This is a genomic window from Actinomyces sp. zg-332, assembly GCF_011751945.2.
Taxonomy (GTDB): Bacteria; Actinomycetota; Actinomycetes; order Actinomycetales; family Actinomycetaceae; genus ZJ293.
Window position 1 is genome coordinate 536,831 of the sequence record NZ_CP064951.1, and the last position, 15,622, is coordinate 552,452.

Here is a 15,622-nt window from a genome sequence, read left to right on the forward strand (position 1 = left end):
GTTCTGATTAGGGAAACTGCTGCGCTTAGTAGGCTCTTCGGGTTGGGGATAACCTGCTCGGCTCAGCAAAGTGCTACACTTTGGTTGGAAAAGTGCCATGTTTTGCTTGAAAAACACTAGGTTTGGCAAAACGTGGCGTTGTGCTAATAACATAGCACTTTGCTTTCGCTAGGGTGACAAGCGAAAATTTATATTTTCAAATATAAAAATTGGTGCTAAGACAATGAAGCCTTAGCACCAATTAATTGAAAATGTTACTCAACAGTTACTTTATTATTTTGGAATACAACTGTTCCATGCTCGAACTGTTGCTTGTAACCATTTTCAATATTTTCGCGTTCAGAAACTGGGTAACCTAGCTTGCCGTTTTCCCAACCCGAGCTAATCCAGTGCTTAGCTATATTGTCGCTCAAATTCACTGATATAGTTTTACCTGAATGCGAGTAAACAGCATATTTTTCATTACTCTTATTGATGAAAGATTGTACGCAGCCTTTGTTTTTTAGTCCGCATTTTATGCTGTTTAGAGGGAATAGGTTTTCCATGTTTTCTTTGTAGTATTTGGTGATAGCGTGGTCTTTGTAGCTGACTGCTATTCCGTTTGCGCTGTATGTGACGTAGGCGTTTTCAAATTCTTGTATCCATTGTTGTTTGCCTACTGATTTTTCTGTGTTTACTGGATAGCCTAGTTTACCGTTTTCCCAACCATTTTGTGAGAAGTGGTAGCCGATTGCTCCGTTTAACTGTATTGGTGTTACAGGTGTTGAGTTGGAGACATATACGGCAAAGCGTTTTCCGTCTTTAGCTATGAAAGTTTGTACGCAGCCTTTGTTTTTTAGTCCGCATTTTATGCTGTTTAGAGGGAATAGGTTTTCCATGTTTTCTTTGTAGTATTTGGTGATAGCGTGGTCTTTGTAGCTGACTGCTATTCCGTTTGCGCTGTATGTGACGTAGGCGTTTTCAAATTCTTGTATCCATTGTTGTTTGCCTACTGATTTTTCTGTGTTTACTGGATAGCCTAGTTTACCGTTTTCCCAACCATTTTGTGAGAAGTGGTAGCCGATTGCTCCGTTTAACTGTATTGGTGTTACAGGTGTTGAGTTGGAGACATATACGGCAAAGCGTTTTCCGTCTTTAGCTATGAAAGTTTGTACGCAGCCTTTGTTTTTTAGTCCGCATTTTATGCTGTTTAGAGGGAATAGGTTTTCCATGTTTTCTTTGTAGTATTTGGTGATAGCGTGGTCTTTGTAGCTGACTGCTATTCCGTTTGCGCTGTATGTGACGTAGGCGTTTTCAAATTCTTGTATCCATTGTTGTTTGCCTACTGATTTTTCTGTGTTTACTGGATAGCCTAGTTTACCGTTTTCCCAACCATTTTGTGAGAAGTACTTACCAATAGCTCCATTCAACTTTACAATTCCAGAAGAAACATCAGATACATATGCTGCGTGTCTGTTGTTATCTTTGTCTTTGAAAGACTGCACACAACCATTTTCACGTAAATCACAACGTATAGAATTAGTTGAATTACCTACTAAATCAGCGTTATCTTTTGCTAATTTCTCAAGTTTTTCACGGTTAGTCATACTAGATGGATCAGAAGAATCTTGACTATCTTTTTCTACATTAATTAGTGAAATTGATAGAGGGTTTGGCTTTTTATCTTCGTCTCGTGAAGCACCTGTCTTGTACCACCATGGACGCATATCTGCGATGAAGTTATCAATAAATTCTGTTGGCCAAGCACCTGTATGTACTACTTCTTTAGCATCCGTGTAAGTTACATTATCGTAGGCAATAGGGAAACTAATACTTTCTCCATTTATGAATTTAAGTTTATTAGTTGTTGGTTTTGCTGAAACTGCAACGGATACACGCTTAAATGATTCAGAATGGCTTGGTTTCTCTGAACCTAAATCCCAGTACATGTCAAATGTTACTTTTTCGTTACCTACTTTATCTCGTTCATATACAGGGTTAGAGAAAACTATTGACATACCAGGTATGAATGAATAAGGCTTGAATGTTACTGTGCCTTCGTATGCTATTACTGTTTCACCAGTCTTACTATTAGCTAAACCAGTTCCTTTAGTAAATTTATAAGTTGCGTCAGTTTTACCTGGGTTTATTCTTTCAACATTTTTATCTACTTTGTCTTCCCAGTAAAGCTTGGCATAGTCACTAAATCCCCAGCTAAGGCTTGAGTCTTTAATTTTTACATCGTGACCTTCAAGTACAGGCTTTACAGGTTCTGGTAGCTTGAACTCGTCTTTTGGCTTTTCAGGAGCATTAGGTTCTGGGGGAGGTGTAGGTGATTGATCTTCATTAGGCACTACATCAGCTGCTGGCGTAATATTTACTTCAATAGCGGTTGAAAATCCTTTGCCTATAAGTGCTGTCGGGAAAGGAGAAAGAGCATAGGCTTTTGTTCCATCGTTATTTAAGGAAATTGCGTATAGGTTAGCTTTGCCTGCGGCAGAGGCATCTGCTTTATCAGCTGGTACTACATAATCATTTAAATCTAGAGCTTTCTTAGATTCAAAAGTTCCTGGATTAGCAACGTAAATGGAGTTGTCATAGCTTGAAACCGCTATTACTTCGTGTGAAGTTGGATGTAGTTTCAAATCTACAGTATTGCTGCCAAGTGGCATTACTTTGCCTACAAAACTTTGTGTTTTTAGATTATAGGTAACTAGGAAATGAGGATTATTTCCTCCAGGAGCAGGTGAATATAGTACGTATATACGATTCTTAGCTTCATCTAGTAAAATTTGGCGAGGCTTAGCTCCAGCGCTAAATCCTTCAACATTTGGATTTGCTAAATCAACATTGAAATCACTTACTAGAGTGTTTGTACTTAGATTCCATGCTCTCAAACTTGAGGCTTTGAAACCTTTTTGTAGTAGATATAGAGTTTTTGTTCCCTTGTTGATTTGAGGGGAAGTTAAGCTTTGACCTTTGCTTACTTCAATGGTGGAAGTTTCACTATTGCCTTGTTCAGCATTTATTTTATATAGGTTTGAGCCTTTAGCTGCATAAAATGTAGACTCATCTAATGCTGTTAAAGCTGTTGAATCAGGGAATTTTGCGAAGCCATCCATAGTTGATACTGTTTTACCAGTAGTTGCATCTAATATTACTATACTTGCAGATTTAGCGTTTCGTCCTTGAATGTATACTGCTACATATTTACCGGTTGAGTATATGCTTTCGTATGGACCTTTTAGAATTTCAGAGTTTAATGTGTGTGATTGTTTTGCTGCTGTGTCGTAGCCGTAGAAAACTCCGCGAGTGTTTGTCTCCACATTATCCTCATTGATTTGCGGAGTTTTCCAAGAGTTGTCTTGTAAAACTTGTAGGTTTTTACCATCTGGTAAGAACTTTACGAATACTGACTGTTCTGGAATAGGTTTTACATTTTCACTCGCTGTGAAAGTAGAAAATCCTGGCTTTTCTTCTTCAGCATTAGCGACTGTGATGCTTAGTAGTGGTGTTAAGCATACTGCTGTACCAGCTAAGACTGTTATAAATCGTTTTATACTATTCATTTAGTGTCCTTAAATTGTCTGACACTATAAATTTTAAGATGAAAAGTTTTCTTAGGCAATCCTAAGTTTACCTTTTGGTGCAATAGTGTAATCATTTTTCAGATATGTGAAATAAGTCACACATTGTGAGCATTTATGCTGATAAATTTGTATTTCTCTGTCTAACGATATTTGACTGCACAACAGATTTTCTGCACCATATAATTTTATATTTACTAGTATTGTTTGAAAGACCAATAGAACAGAGTATTTAGGTAGAGTATTTAATCGAATAGTTAGCTTATAAACAATGGCTATTTACCCAAAAATAAAACGCTGTATGTATAAGGTTTCATATACTTTTATTATTTTTATGTTGTTTAGAAAAACAAAATCTTAATTTAAATCGATTATTTTACCCAAAAATTAGTAAAATCGTTTTTTTTTTTTTTTGAAAAAGTTAGAGTTAGGTTTCGTAATACAAATAACAAAGGGGTTAAAATAATGACTGAAGAAAAGGCTCAGAAGAGCTACTTTGTATGACATAAAATGTTGACATTTATACTAATAGTTTTTAGTACTTGTTGGAATTGGATCTATTTATACAGCGAATAAAGATGAGATTAAAGGCAATGCTCCAGTAGCTGAAAGTAGTAATAGCAAAGAAGCTAAAAAAGAGGAAACAAAAAACTACGAAACACATGAAGTTCGAGAACTTACAGACGATTTAGAAGCTAATGCTTTAAAAGCTACAGAAAAATATGAAGGTAAATATGTAGAACTAAAAGGTAAATTAGGAATAATAGACAGTAGTGGAGAATACTTCCAAATTGTACCTTTTGATGATGAATTTGGATTTGACGGAGTACAATAGCTTTATTCAAAATGAAGAGCAAAAGAAAGCATTATCAGAACTAAATAAAGACCAAAATATTATTGTAAAAGGAAAAATAAAAGATGTTGGTGAAATTATGGGGTACACTCTAGACCTTCATGAATTAGCAAAATCTGAATAATATTTTCTACAAAGCCCTCTTTCATAATAAAGGGGGCTTATTACTATACGACTACGACTAGTATTGATATTTATGTCACTTTTTATAAATAATGTTTATTTCTTTAAAAGCGAAAATAGTAATAAAATTATATAACTGTAATTATAAAAAATATCTTACTAGGAGTTTAAAACATGGAAACAACATTTTTACAAGAATATGAGCATGCTCCTAGCTTTGATACATCAAAATCACCAAAACACATAGCAATAATTATGGACGGTAACGGTAGATGGGCAAATGAACGCAATTTACCTAGAACACAAGGACATATTGCTGGTGAAGAAGCTCTAATGAAAGTTATAGCAGGTGCAATACAAGCAAACGTAAAATTCTTATCAGTCTACGCATTCTCCACTGAAAACTGGAAAAGATCACCAAGTGAAGTAAAGTTTCTAATGGGCTACTCACGAGAAGTTCTACGTAAAAGGTGTGACCAGCTCCATGCATGGGGAGTTAAAGTACTATGGTCAGGACGCAAGCCAAAACTATGGAAAAGCGTAATAAATGAGCTAGAAAGAGCTGAAAAAATTACGGAAAATAACACAGGGCTGACTTTACAAATGTGTATTAACTATGGGGGACAACTAGAAATACTAGACGCTGTTAACGCGATAATTACTGATAAAGAAAACGGTAAAATTAAAGGCAAAATAACTGAAAAAACTTTTGAAAAATACTTATACAACCCACAAATACCCCCAGTAGACCTCCTAATAAGAACTAGTGGAGAAAAACGCTTATCGAACTTTTTACTATGGGAATGCGCATACGCTGAATTTGAATTTTTAGATGTATATTGGCCAGATATGAACCAAGAATACTTATATAAGACTATTGAAAACTACACTAATAGAGATAGAAGATTTGGTGGAGCAATAGACAAAGTTACAAGCTAGACAAAGAACAAAATTACATACCAATAGATTAAAATCTTTGCTCTGCTTTTCAAATAATATACAAACTAGAACAGATAATATAACGAACAGGTAAAATATTTATTTATTACAGGCCGAGCACACTCCAAATAATTCAGCTACATGCTCTATATGATGAAAACTATATTGACGAGCAACATCATCAATCCATTTTTCAAATACATCACCAGATATCTCAACTATTTTTCCACAAGATTTACAAACTAAATGATGGTGGTGTTCTTCCAAATCACATTTTCTGTATAAAATTTCGCCTTCAGTGGAACGAATAGAATCAATTTGCCTTGACTCAGCTAAGGATTGGAGAGTCCTATAAACTGTTGCTAAGCCAATTGTTTCACCACCGTTTTTTAAAGCATCATGAATATTTTGAGCTGACAAAAACTCTTTCTGCTTAGACAAAAAACTCATTATGATAACACGTTGCTTAGTAACTCGTTGCATTATTCCTCCATGACTAAACTATATTAAAGTATACAAAAAGTTATCTTAGACAACAATTTACCTACTACTTGAGATATAGTTATTAGTATAAGTTTATATATAAAAACACAAAAAAGAATCTAAAAATAAGCAAATATGATTTTAATTACTGTTTATATATAATAATACTAGCAATTATCAATCCGGATAATCAGCTTTAGATCAAGAAATTGGAGATAGAATTGGCTAAGCAACCATCAAGACTTGATGCAGTAATCAATTTAGCAAAACGTAGAGGTTTTGTTTACCCATGTGGTGAAATTTATGGCGGTACAAGATCAGCATGGGATTACGGGCCATTAGGTGTTGAACTAAAAGAAAACATCAAACGCCAATGGTGGAATTACATGGTTCGCATGAGAGATAACGTTGTTGGCCTTGACTCGTCAGTCATTTTACCTAAGCAGGTTTGGGTTACTTCTGGTCATGTTGATGCTTTTACTGATCCTCTAGTCGAATCTTTGCATACACACAAGCGTTACCGTGCTGATGAACTAATTGAAGCTTATATTGAAAAACACGGACATGAACCAGAAAACGGCTTAGCAGATATCAACGATCCTGAAACAGGTCAACCAGGAGCTTGGACTGAACCACGAGCATTCTCAGGACTACTAAAAACATACCTAGGACCAGTAGACGACGAATCAGGTCTACACTTTTTACGTCCAGAAACAGCCCAAGGTATTTTCGTCAACTACGCTAACGTAATGGCATCAGCACGCAAAAAGCCACCATTCGGTATTGGACAAATCGGAAAATCCTTTAGAAACGAAATCACACCAGGAAACTTCATATTTAGAACACGAGAATTCGAACAAATGGAAATGGAATTCTTCTGCGAACCTGGCACAGATGAACAATGGCACCAATATTGGATTGATCAGCGTTTTGCATGGTATGTGGACTTGGGCATAAACCCAGATAACTTGAGATTATACGAACACCCTAAAGAAAAACTATCACACTACTCAAAACGAACAGTTGACATCGAATACACATTCGGTTTCACAGGTAGCAAATGGGGAGAACTAGAAGGTATTGCTAACCGTACAGACTATGACCTAAGAGTTCACCAAGAGTCCTCAGGCAAAGACTTACAATACTTTGACCAGACTAAGAACGAAAAATACATTCCTTACACCATCGAACCAGCTGCAGGTCTTACACGTTCACTAATGGCTTTCTTAGTTGACGCTTACTGCGAAGATGAAGCACCAAACACTAAGGGTGGAGTAGATAAGCGTATTGTTTTGAAACTAGACCCTCGCTTAGCACCAGTGAAAATAGCTGTTTTACCTCTTTCTCGCAACGAAAACTTATCACCTCTAGCTAAAGAAATTGCTCAGAGTCTAAGAGCATACTGGAATATAGACTTTGACGATTCAGGTGCTGTTGGTCGTAGATATCGTAGACAAGATGAGATAGGTACACCATATTGCGTAACAGTTGACTTTGATTCTTTAGAAGACAAAGCCGTTACAGTGCGTGATCGTGATACCATGAAACAAGAGCGTATTCCAATTGAAAACTTGCAGAGTTACTTTGCTAGTAAACTAATCGGATGTTAATAACTAAAGTGGCTGTGTAAAATATTTTACACAGCCACTTATCCATTTTAGTTATAAGAGTGGTGGAAAATGCAAAATGAGCAAAACGAGGACTTTACTCAAGGTTCATATGATAAGGACAACTCACAGATAGAGTGCAAAAAATCTGATGAAAATTTATCAGCAAACACCACAGAAAGTTCTAATTTTACTGAAGAAAAGCTTAACGAAACACCTAAGGTCAGAAAGCGAAACAGAAGAGAAAAAACTACAACTTTATTTACAAAAAATAGAGTGTTTTCTTCTCATGCCTACTCGCATTCACATTCTCACTCACATGACATACAGATAGAAGATTATCAAAGAAGAAGAATAAAAATATTTCTATTTTGTATCGTAATTCCTTTACTGATATTTACTATAGTAAGCGCTAGCTACCTATATCCTCCCAAAGGGAACTTCAAAAAAATAAATCCAATTTCTTCTAACTCTAAAGTAGTAAAAATAAAGGTTATTTCACTCAAAGTGTCCGATTGTGTGGATAATACAACTAACAAAGATTTGCTACAAAACGCAGTATGTGGGCGTATAGAAAATACTTTTACAAATACTACTTCTAATACAAATAAAACAAGAATAGTTCCAGTACATGTTCCTAAGGAAATACTTGAAAACGGAATGAAAGTATCTGATGAAATCACAACTATAAAAAGTGATATTAACCAAAAATTAGGTACAAAATACATATTTTGGGACTATGAAAGACACAATTTTATTTTAGTATATGTAGTGTTATATATTTTATCTGTAGTCTTAGTAGCCAGATTTAAAGGCTTAGCTGCAATTTTCGGTTTAATTACTTCAGTTTTCGTAATCACTTTCTTTATGATTCCGGCAATATTAGAAGGTGAAAACCCAATATTTGTCGTCATAGTTGCCGCTCTAATGATGATATTTTTATCAGTATATCTAGCACACGGCATCTCTATTCGCACAACAACAGCTTTACTAGGTACACTGCTTGGACTCTCATTTACTTTAATACTAGGGTTCTTAGGAGTAGAGTACGGAAAACTCTCCGGCGCTGTTGGGGAAGAACCATTGCAATTGCTAGGATATTTCCCTAACTTGAACTTGCAACAAATTCTAGTTTGTGGAATAGTTATCTCCAGTTTAGGAGCTTTGAACGATGTTACTATTACACAAGCTAGTGCTGTGTGGGAAATTTACTCGTTAAATCCCACTATGAGTATCTACGAAATATTCAAACGAAGTATGGCTATAGGTAAAGATCATATTGCCTCCACTGTGTATACCCTAGCCTTTGCTTATGTAGGCAGTGCTTTTACCACAATTTTGCTAGCAAGTTTAGTTAAAATAGACATAGTTTCGCTCCTATCTAGCTACCATATAGCCGAAGAAATCATAAGAACACTTATTTCTTCTATAGGTCTAGTTTTAGCTATTCCTCTAACGACTTTACTGGCAGCTACACTAGTGAAGAAAACTGCTAAGAAAAACGATAAACTTTACTGAGTAAACATTATTTGAGACAAATATACACAATAAGGTAGTATATTGTAGTTCACTGTACAATTAAGTAATTAGAATCATGAAAAATGATAAAAGCGGTTTAGACGAAAAGAAAAGAACAATGTTACAAATAGGACCTATTAAAGTATGGACGCCAGTTATCTTAGCCCCTATGGCAGGCGTTACCAATGCTCCTTTTAGGAAACTTTGCAGGTTAGAAGGAGAAAAAGGTTTACCGCTTACCCTAAAAAACGAACTGCAAAAAGCTAAAAAATACGTTGATGCACCATCTGGATTATATGTAAGTGAAATGGTAACTACACGAGCACTTGTTGAACGCGTTCCTGAAACTATGCGTATGGTAAAACCTGACGAAGATGAAAGAGTTCGGTCAATACAGCTATATGGCGTTGATCCCGATACAGTTTATGAAGCTGTAAAAATACTGTGTGTTGAAGATAGAGCTGACCATATTGACCTGAATTTTGGGTGTCCAGTTCCAAAAGTGACTCGAAAAGGTGGAGGAGCTGCTCTTCCTTGGAAAAAAGACCTATTTGAAAACATTGTGAAGAATGCAGTTTTAGCAACTGAAGAATACGCTAATAACGGTGGTAAAGATATACCAGTTACAGTAAAAATGCGTATTGGTATTGATGATGAACACATTACGTGTTTTCAAGCAGCAAAAACTTCACAAAATAACGGTGTTTCTGCTGTCACATTGCACGCTCGTACAGCAAAAAAATACTATAGTGGCAATGCTGATTGGGAATATATAGCTAGATTAAAAGATGACCTTTCTATCCCTGTACTAGGAAACGGAGATGTTTTCACTGGACAAGACGCTATTAACATGATGGAACAAACAGGGTGCGATGGTGTAGTAATTGGCAGAGGTTGTCAAGGTAGGCCTTGGTTATTTACGGATATAGTGAATATTTTCCATGGAAGCAGTGAAAAAATAAGGCCAACACTAGCTGAAGTAGCTGAAATGATTCTAGAACATTCTCGCTTAATGATTACTGAATTTAGTGACGAGAATAAAGCAATGAGAGAAATGCGTAAGCACATAGGCTGGTATTTGCGTGGTTTTAGCGTGGGAGGCAAAACAAGGCATAGCTTACAGCTAGTCAGTACCTATGATGAGCTTAAAAAAGGTCTTTATGAGCTAGATTTATCTCAACCTTATCCACCTATTGTTGCTGATGGCCCTAGAGGGCGAATAGGTACAGAAAAACAGCCACATTTACCTGAAGGCTGGTTAGATTCACCTTACTTTGATGAGAAAAATATGTCAGAAATTCAAGAAGCTGAACTTGATGTTTCTGGTGGATAATATTTATTGACATGCAAATTTTGGTAAATACTAGTCTAGTTTGTTTAGCTCTGTAAGAAAGTAGCTTAGTAGTGTCATATATGAGTATGTTACGTGAATAATGGCAATACAAGATTTATATTTTCAAAGCATTGCCATTAAATATTGCTACTAAACTTATAAAATTTACTCGAATGTTGTAAGCAGTGCTGAGGTAACTTCAGGAATTATATTTACCCCAGATCTACTCTCTTCAGTATCTTCTAGGTTATTCGCATCATGTACTACTTTTAGTACAGTCCAGCTCGTGCCATTTTTGTGGACTCCAGCACAGACACAGATTTTTGTGAAGCTTTCGTGGTTTTTGTAGTATTCGAGTTGCTCTTGTTCATCTTGTGGAGCGTTTTCCAGACTTTGCTGGTCAACTGCATTTTGCTCCATGTATATTGCACAGCCGTCTACTTCTTCATCCCATTTTATTTGTGCAAGTAGTTCATCTATTTCTATTTGAGGAATGTTTTCTTGCTCGATTGAACTTAAATGCTCAGGTACAAATTCTAAAGAGTTTTTTAAGTTATTCTTAAGATCTTCATCTAGATTTGGTAGTTCTATTAATTTAGTTGATTTTACTAGTGAAAACAGTCGTATTGGTTGGTTTAAGCCTTGAGAAATCACTGTGTTGAAAATTTCTTTTACTGCTAATGCCACAGCTATTTGATGTGAATCTACTTGGTCAAAAATCGACTTTTCATTATCATTATTTTCGCTCATGGCAAATATTGTACAGGAATTATTTAGACATTAGGCACTTAAAGTTCGCCTTGGTATAATGAAATAGTATTTTATTATTAAATTTTAGGATTATAGTGGACATAAAATTTGATTTTTCGAAGATAAATATGCCTAAAAATATGCCTAAAAAATTACCTTGGCCTTTAATCATCACTATTGCAGTACTAGTTGCTATAGTGGGAGGAGTCTATTTAGGATCAATTTTTTGGACTGAAGTTTTATGGTATAAGCAAATAAATTATCAGGGGATTTTATTTACACGTTGGATAGCTAAGGCAGTAATTGTTTTGGTATCGGTGTTAGTTTTCTCTGTGACGATGTATGCTACCAGTTTTTTTGCCATTCGTGGACATGTAGATGGTATGCAAGGTAGTGCAATTTATGCAATGCGCAAGAATAGAGCAATGCTAAAAGCTCCTTTAAGAGTAGTTCCGTTGCTTGTTGGTTTATGGCGCGGTGTTATTCTTGCTACTAATTGGGAAGCTATTGCTTTATGGTGGAATTCAACACCATTTGGTAAAAAAGATCCACAATTTGGGTATGATATTTCTTTCTATACTTTCAAATTAGGTTTCTATAGTTTGCTTTTAGAGTTCATTTTAATTCTTGTAGTTGCTAACTTGGTTTATGCTGCGATTATTTATTATCTATATGGTGATATAAAACTAGCTCCAAAGCTTAAAGTTGATCGTAGAGCATGGATTCATTTAAGCGTAATGATAGCTTTCGTTGCACTAGTTATAGGTTCTATAAGGTGGCTTTCACGTTTCTCACTACTTACAAATAGTGGAAATAAATTCGATGGAGCTAACTACACAGATATTAATGCTGTTTTGCCAGCTATGACTATTTTGGCAGTAATTTCAATTTTGATTGCATTGCTATTTTTCTTTAGTGCGACTCGTTCTTCATGGAAATGGCCAATCTCAGGCGTTGCAGTATTAATTATTTCTTCTCTTGTAATTGGTAATTTATATCCAATGCTTATCCAACGCTTCAAAGTTGATCCAAATGCTCAGGCTTTAGAGGCAAAATATATTCAACGAAATATTGATGCGACTTTGAATGCTTATGGTTTAGATAAAATTGAGAAAAAGACATATAAAGCTGTAACTACTGCTTCTCCTGGACAGCTACGTGAAGATAGTGAATCTACAGCATCAATTCGTTTGCTTGATCCTACAATTATTTCACCTACTTTCCGTCAAGTTCAACAGAACAGACAGTATTACGATTTTGATTCTGAAATATATGTTGACCGTTACAATATCGAAGGAAAGCAACGTGATACAGTTATAGCTGTTCGTGAGTTGAATCAAGATGGTTTGGGTGCAGCTCAACGTACTTGGGTTAACGATCACACAGTTTATACTCATGGTTTCGGTGTAGTTGCAGCATTTGGTAACACTACACAGTATGATGGTCGACCAGCTTTCTGGGAACAAGGTATTCCTTCTGAGGGACAAATGGGTGAATATGAGCCAAGAGTTTACTTTGGAAAGAACTCACCACAGTATTCCATTGTTGGGGCTCCTAAGGGAACTAAACCACAAGAACTAGATTATCCAGATGACAAAGCTAAGAATGGTCAAGTAAACACTACATTTACTGGTGATGCTGGGCCAAACATAGGTGGAAGCATCCTAAACAAATTGTTGTATGCAATTAAGTTTGGTTCTTACGATATTTTGTTCTCGAAGCAAGTAAATGAGAAGTCTCAGATTTTGTATGATCGTAATCCTATTTTGCGTGTACAAAAAGTAGCTCCATATTTGACTTTGGATAAGCAAATGTATCCAGCTGTTGTAGACACTGATGGTGATCCTAAGACTAAGAAACGTCTAGTATGGATAGTTGATGGTTACACAACATCTAATAACTACCCATATTCAGCACATTATATTTTTAATCAAGCAACAAGTGATTCAACTCGTACAAGTAATGCTTCACAGTTTAAATCTGTAAATTATGTTCGTAACTCAGTAAAAGCTGTGGTTGATGCTTATGATGGTTCAGTTAAACTTTATGCTTGGGATGACAAAGACCCTGTGTTAAAGACATGGAACAAGATTTACAACACAAAGGTACGTCCTATAAGCGAAATTTCTGGTGACCTTATGGCTCATTTGCGATATCCAGAAGATTTGTTCAAAATGCAACGTACACTTTTGTCACGTTATCACGTAACAGATGCTAGATCATTCTACTCAGGCGGTGACTTCTGGAAGAATCCAACTGATCCAACTAAGTCAGGAAGTGATTTGCAACCACCATTCTACTTGACAATGCAAATGCCAGATCAAAAAGAAGCAACCTTCTCATTGACATCAGTATTTGTGCCAGGTGGTAATACTGACCGTGAAATTTTGACTGGTTTCTTAGCAGTTGATTCTGAAACAGGGAACACCCCTGGAAAGAAACGTGAAGGATTTGGTAAGCTACGACTACTAGAACTTCCACGTGACTTGACAGTTCCAGGTCCTGGTCAGGTACAAAATACCTTCAACTCGACGAATAAGATTTCGACTGAGTTGAACTTGCTTGCTCAACAGTCTTCTCAAGTTGTACGAGGTAACTTACTTACTTTGCCAGTTGGTGGGGGACTATTATATGTACAGCCTGTATATGTTCAAGCATCCAAGGGTACGACCTTCCCATTGCTAAGATTCGTACTTGTAAGCTTTGGCGATAAAGTTGGATTCGCTTCAACTCTTCAAGAGTCTCTTGACCAAGTATTTGGTGGTGACTCAGGTGTAACCACTGAAGAAAATAAAGTTGATGAAGGATCTGATAAATCTCAAAATCCAGAGCAAAAAACTTTGACCTCTAAAGCTAAGCTAGATGAAGCTTTACACAAAGCAAAGAAAGCAATAAATGATTCTAACGATGCTTTGAAGAAACAAGATTGGGCAGCTTATGGTAAAGCTCAGTCACAGTTACAAGAGGCAATTGAAAGTGCAGTAAAAGCACAAACAGAGATAGACTCTGAAAAATAATTGTAAATGAAAATGGAAGTTGCAAGGTAATACTTTGCAACTTCCATTTATTTAAAGTAAGTTTTTACATTTTCGTTTTAATATCATAGAAAGATGACAGATAAAATACGAATAAATCTTATATTTTTCTTGAATAATAGAATTTTTATGTCATCATATATTCGATTAATATTTTATACATTTCGTATGAAATAGAAGTAAGGTATGCGGAAAAGAAATGAAATTTACATCACAAGATAAAAGAGATATTACAAAGTGGGCTATTATCATAACCATTGCTTTAGTTGTATGGGTTGGATTAAAAAATATAAATCATATAGCTTTTGCAATGAAAATACTTACTAGCCATATTTTATTTCCTTTACTACTAGGTGCTGCTTTAGCTTTCATTATCAACATTCCAATGTCTGCTTTGGAAAAAAGAAAAGTTGTTAGAAAAGTTATTAAAAATCCTACTGCTTTGAGAGCTTTTAGCTTAGTAACTACTTATATAAGTGTTATATTTATTTTCTTTGTTTTACTTTTCACAATCACTCCTCAGCTACTTACTTCTTTGCAAAAAATAGCTGATCAGGCTTTAGTCTTGATTGACCAGTTAAAACATAGTGAGTTTTTGAATAAATACATTGATGTTTCCTCTTTCTTGGATGTATCTGCTATAAAAACTAAGTTATTATCTACTTTCGAATCTGAACAAATAATTGGAACAATATTTTTTGGAATCTCTGAAGTCTTTGAAAGTATATTTGCAGGTTTTATAGCATTCGTATTCTCAATATACATACTTTCTGCTAAAGAAACGCTTAGCCAAGATTTTAGTGTCTTCATAGCTGTAGTTTTTTCTCAGAAAACTTCAGATAAAGTAAGTGAAGTTGGTAGAGTTGTTGAAAAGCATTTCTACAATTTCTTTACAGGACAATTTTTGGTTTGTACTGTACTAGGTATACTATGTTTTGCAGAAATGACAATATTCAATTTCCCTTATGCTTACGTTGTTTCTTTAATAATTTGGGTTTTGTCTCTAATTCCAATGATTGGACCTATTACAGGTATATTATTAGGTGCTTCAATTGTGTTTATTGATTCTCCTAATAAGGCACTAATATTTCTAATTATGATCATTATTACTAAACAGCTTAATGACTACATAACTTATCCTCGTATTGTAGGAAAAGCAGTGGGGTTGAAACCAATTTGGATTTTAGTAGCCATTACCCTTGGTGGTGCTTTATTAGGCGTAATTGGTATGATAATATTTGTTCCATTATTTGCAATTTTGTATGATTTGTTGATACTAAATAATCCGAAATTTATTGAACGAAAGAAAGCTTTAACTTCTAGTCTTGATGTTCCTGTAGAAAAACCACAGATACATACAAGCTCAGAAAATAAAGATTCAAAAATATAAATAGTAACTAGCGTAAAATAATACT

Annotated in this window: 11 protein-coding genes; 8 read left to right on the forward strand and 3 right to left on the reverse strand. The window is 35.3% G+C overall.

The genetic code is table 11. The features are described from left to right. Window positions 1–254: 254 nt before the first annotated feature. Window positions 255–3,548 carry an LGFP repeat-containing protein gene (locus HCQ94_RS02135; protein ID WP_196373620.1) on the reverse strand — a complete coding sequence of 1,098 codons (3,294 nt, stop codon included), beginning with the start codon at window positions 3,546–3,548 and terminating at the stop codon, window positions 255–257. Between the two features lie 601 nt (window positions 3,549–4,149). On the opposite strand from HCQ94_RS02135, the gene HCQ94_RS06315 reads away from it, so the two are divergent. From HCQ94_RS06315 to uppS, 3 genes are all read left to right on the forward strand, one after another. Next, window positions 4,150–4,401: an OB-fold protein gene (locus HCQ94_RS06315; protein ID WP_442858905.1), complete on the forward strand. Its 252-nt coding sequence runs from the start codon at window positions 4,150–4,152 to the stop codon at window positions 4,399–4,401. Then, the gene (locus HCQ94_RS02145; protein ID WP_166981432.1) at window positions 4,340–4,543 is read left to right on the forward strand and encodes a hypothetical protein; all 204 of its coding nucleotides are present in this window, start codon (window positions 4,340–4,342) and stop codon (window positions 4,541–4,543) included. Before HCQ94_RS06315 ends, HCQ94_RS02145 begins: the two co-directional genes overlap by 62 nt. Window positions 4,544–4,716: 173 nt before the next feature. Then, window positions 4,717–5,481: a polyprenyl diphosphate synthase gene (uppS, locus tag HCQ94_RS02150; protein ID WP_166981435.1), complete on the forward strand. Its 765-nt coding sequence runs from the start codon at window positions 4,717–4,719 to the stop codon at window positions 5,479–5,481. Between the two features lie 99 nt (window positions 5,482–5,580). Here uppS and HCQ94_RS02155 read toward each other — a convergent pair whose 3' ends face one another. Beyond that, complete coding sequence (locus tag HCQ94_RS02155; RefSeq protein ID WP_166977217.1) at window positions 5,581–5,964, reverse strand: Fur family transcriptional regulator; 384 nt, start codon at window positions 5,962–5,964, stop codon at window positions 5,581–5,583. A 221-nt stretch (window positions 5,965–6,185) separates the two neighbouring features. Here HCQ94_RS02155 and HCQ94_RS02160 point away from each other — a divergent pair, with 221 nt between their 5' ends. The 3 genes from HCQ94_RS02160 to dusB all read left to right on the forward strand — a co-directional run bounded on the left by HCQ94_RS02160 (window position 6,186) and on the right by dusB (window position 10,422). Continuing rightward, on the forward strand, window positions 6,186–7,574 hold the full coding sequence (locus tag HCQ94_RS02160) for a glycine--tRNA ligase (RefSeq protein ID WP_166981438.1): 1,389 nt from the start codon (window positions 6,186–6,188) through the stop codon (window positions 7,572–7,574). A 69-nt stretch (window positions 7,575–7,643) separates the two neighbouring features. Beyond that, a complete protein-coding gene (locus HCQ94_RS02165; RefSeq protein WP_166981441.1) occupies window positions 7,644–9,089 on the forward strand; it encodes a YibE/F family protein in 1,446 nt (481 codons plus the stop codon). Window positions 9,090–9,165: 76 nt separating this feature from the next. After that, on the forward strand, window positions 9,166–10,422 hold the full coding sequence (dusB, locus tag HCQ94_RS02170) for a tRNA dihydrouridine synthase DusB (protein ID WP_232525743.1): 1,257 nt from the start codon (window positions 9,166–9,168) through the stop codon (window positions 10,420–10,422). Between the two features lie 165 nt (window positions 10,423–10,587). On the opposite strand, the gene HCQ94_RS02175 is transcribed toward dusB, so the two are convergent. Continuing rightward, a complete protein-coding gene (locus HCQ94_RS02175) occupies window positions 10,588–11,172 on the reverse strand; it encodes a PPA1309 family protein (RefSeq protein ID WP_166981445.1) in 585 nt (194 codons plus the stop codon). A 95-nt stretch (window positions 11,173–11,267) separates the two neighbouring features. Between HCQ94_RS02175 and HCQ94_RS02180 the strand changes: the two genes are divergently transcribed. Further along, window positions 11,268–14,189 carry a UPF0182 family membrane protein gene (locus HCQ94_RS02180; RefSeq protein ID WP_166981448.1) on the forward strand — a complete coding sequence of 974 codons (2,922 nt, stop codon included), beginning with the start codon at window positions 11,268–11,270 and terminating at the stop codon, window positions 14,187–14,189. Window positions 14,190–14,406: 217 nt separating this feature from the next. Beyond that, window positions 14,407–15,597 carry an AI-2E family transporter gene (locus HCQ94_RS02185; protein WP_166981451.1) on the forward strand — a complete coding sequence of 397 codons (1,191 nt, stop codon included), beginning with the start codon at window positions 14,407–14,409 and terminating at the stop codon, window positions 15,595–15,597. Window positions 15,598–15,622 lie beyond the last annotated feature (25 nt).

What these genes read in the sequence shown, in the direction of transcription:
- uppS (WP_166981435.1), top strand. Translation starts at nt 4,717, where the DNA reads ATGGAAACAACATTTTTACAAGAATATGAGCATGCTCCTAGCTTTGAT.
- HCQ94_RS02135 (WP_196373620.1), bottom strand. Translation starts at nt 3,548, where the DNA reads ATGAATAGTATAAAACGATTTATAACAGTCTTAGCTGGTACAGCAGTA.
- HCQ94_RS02155 (WP_166977217.1), bottom strand. Translation starts at nt 5,964, where the DNA reads ATGCAACGAGTTACTAAGCAACGTGTTATCATAATGAGTTTTTTGTCT.
- HCQ94_RS02165 (WP_166981441.1), top strand. Translation starts at nt 7,644, where the DNA reads ATGCAAAATGAGCAAAACGAGGACTTTACTCAAGGTTCATATGATAAG.
- HCQ94_RS02175 (WP_166981445.1), bottom strand. Translation starts at nt 11,172, where the DNA reads ATGAGCGAAAATAATGATAATGAAAAGTCGATTTTTGACCAAGTAGAT.
- dusB (WP_232525743.1), top strand. Translation starts at nt 9,166, where the DNA reads ATGAAAAATGATAAAAGCGGTTTAGACGAAAAGAAAAGAACAATGTTA.
- HCQ94_RS02185 (WP_166981451.1), top strand. Translation starts at nt 14,407, where the DNA reads ATGAAATTTACATCACAAGATAAAAGAGATATTACAAAGTGGGCTATT.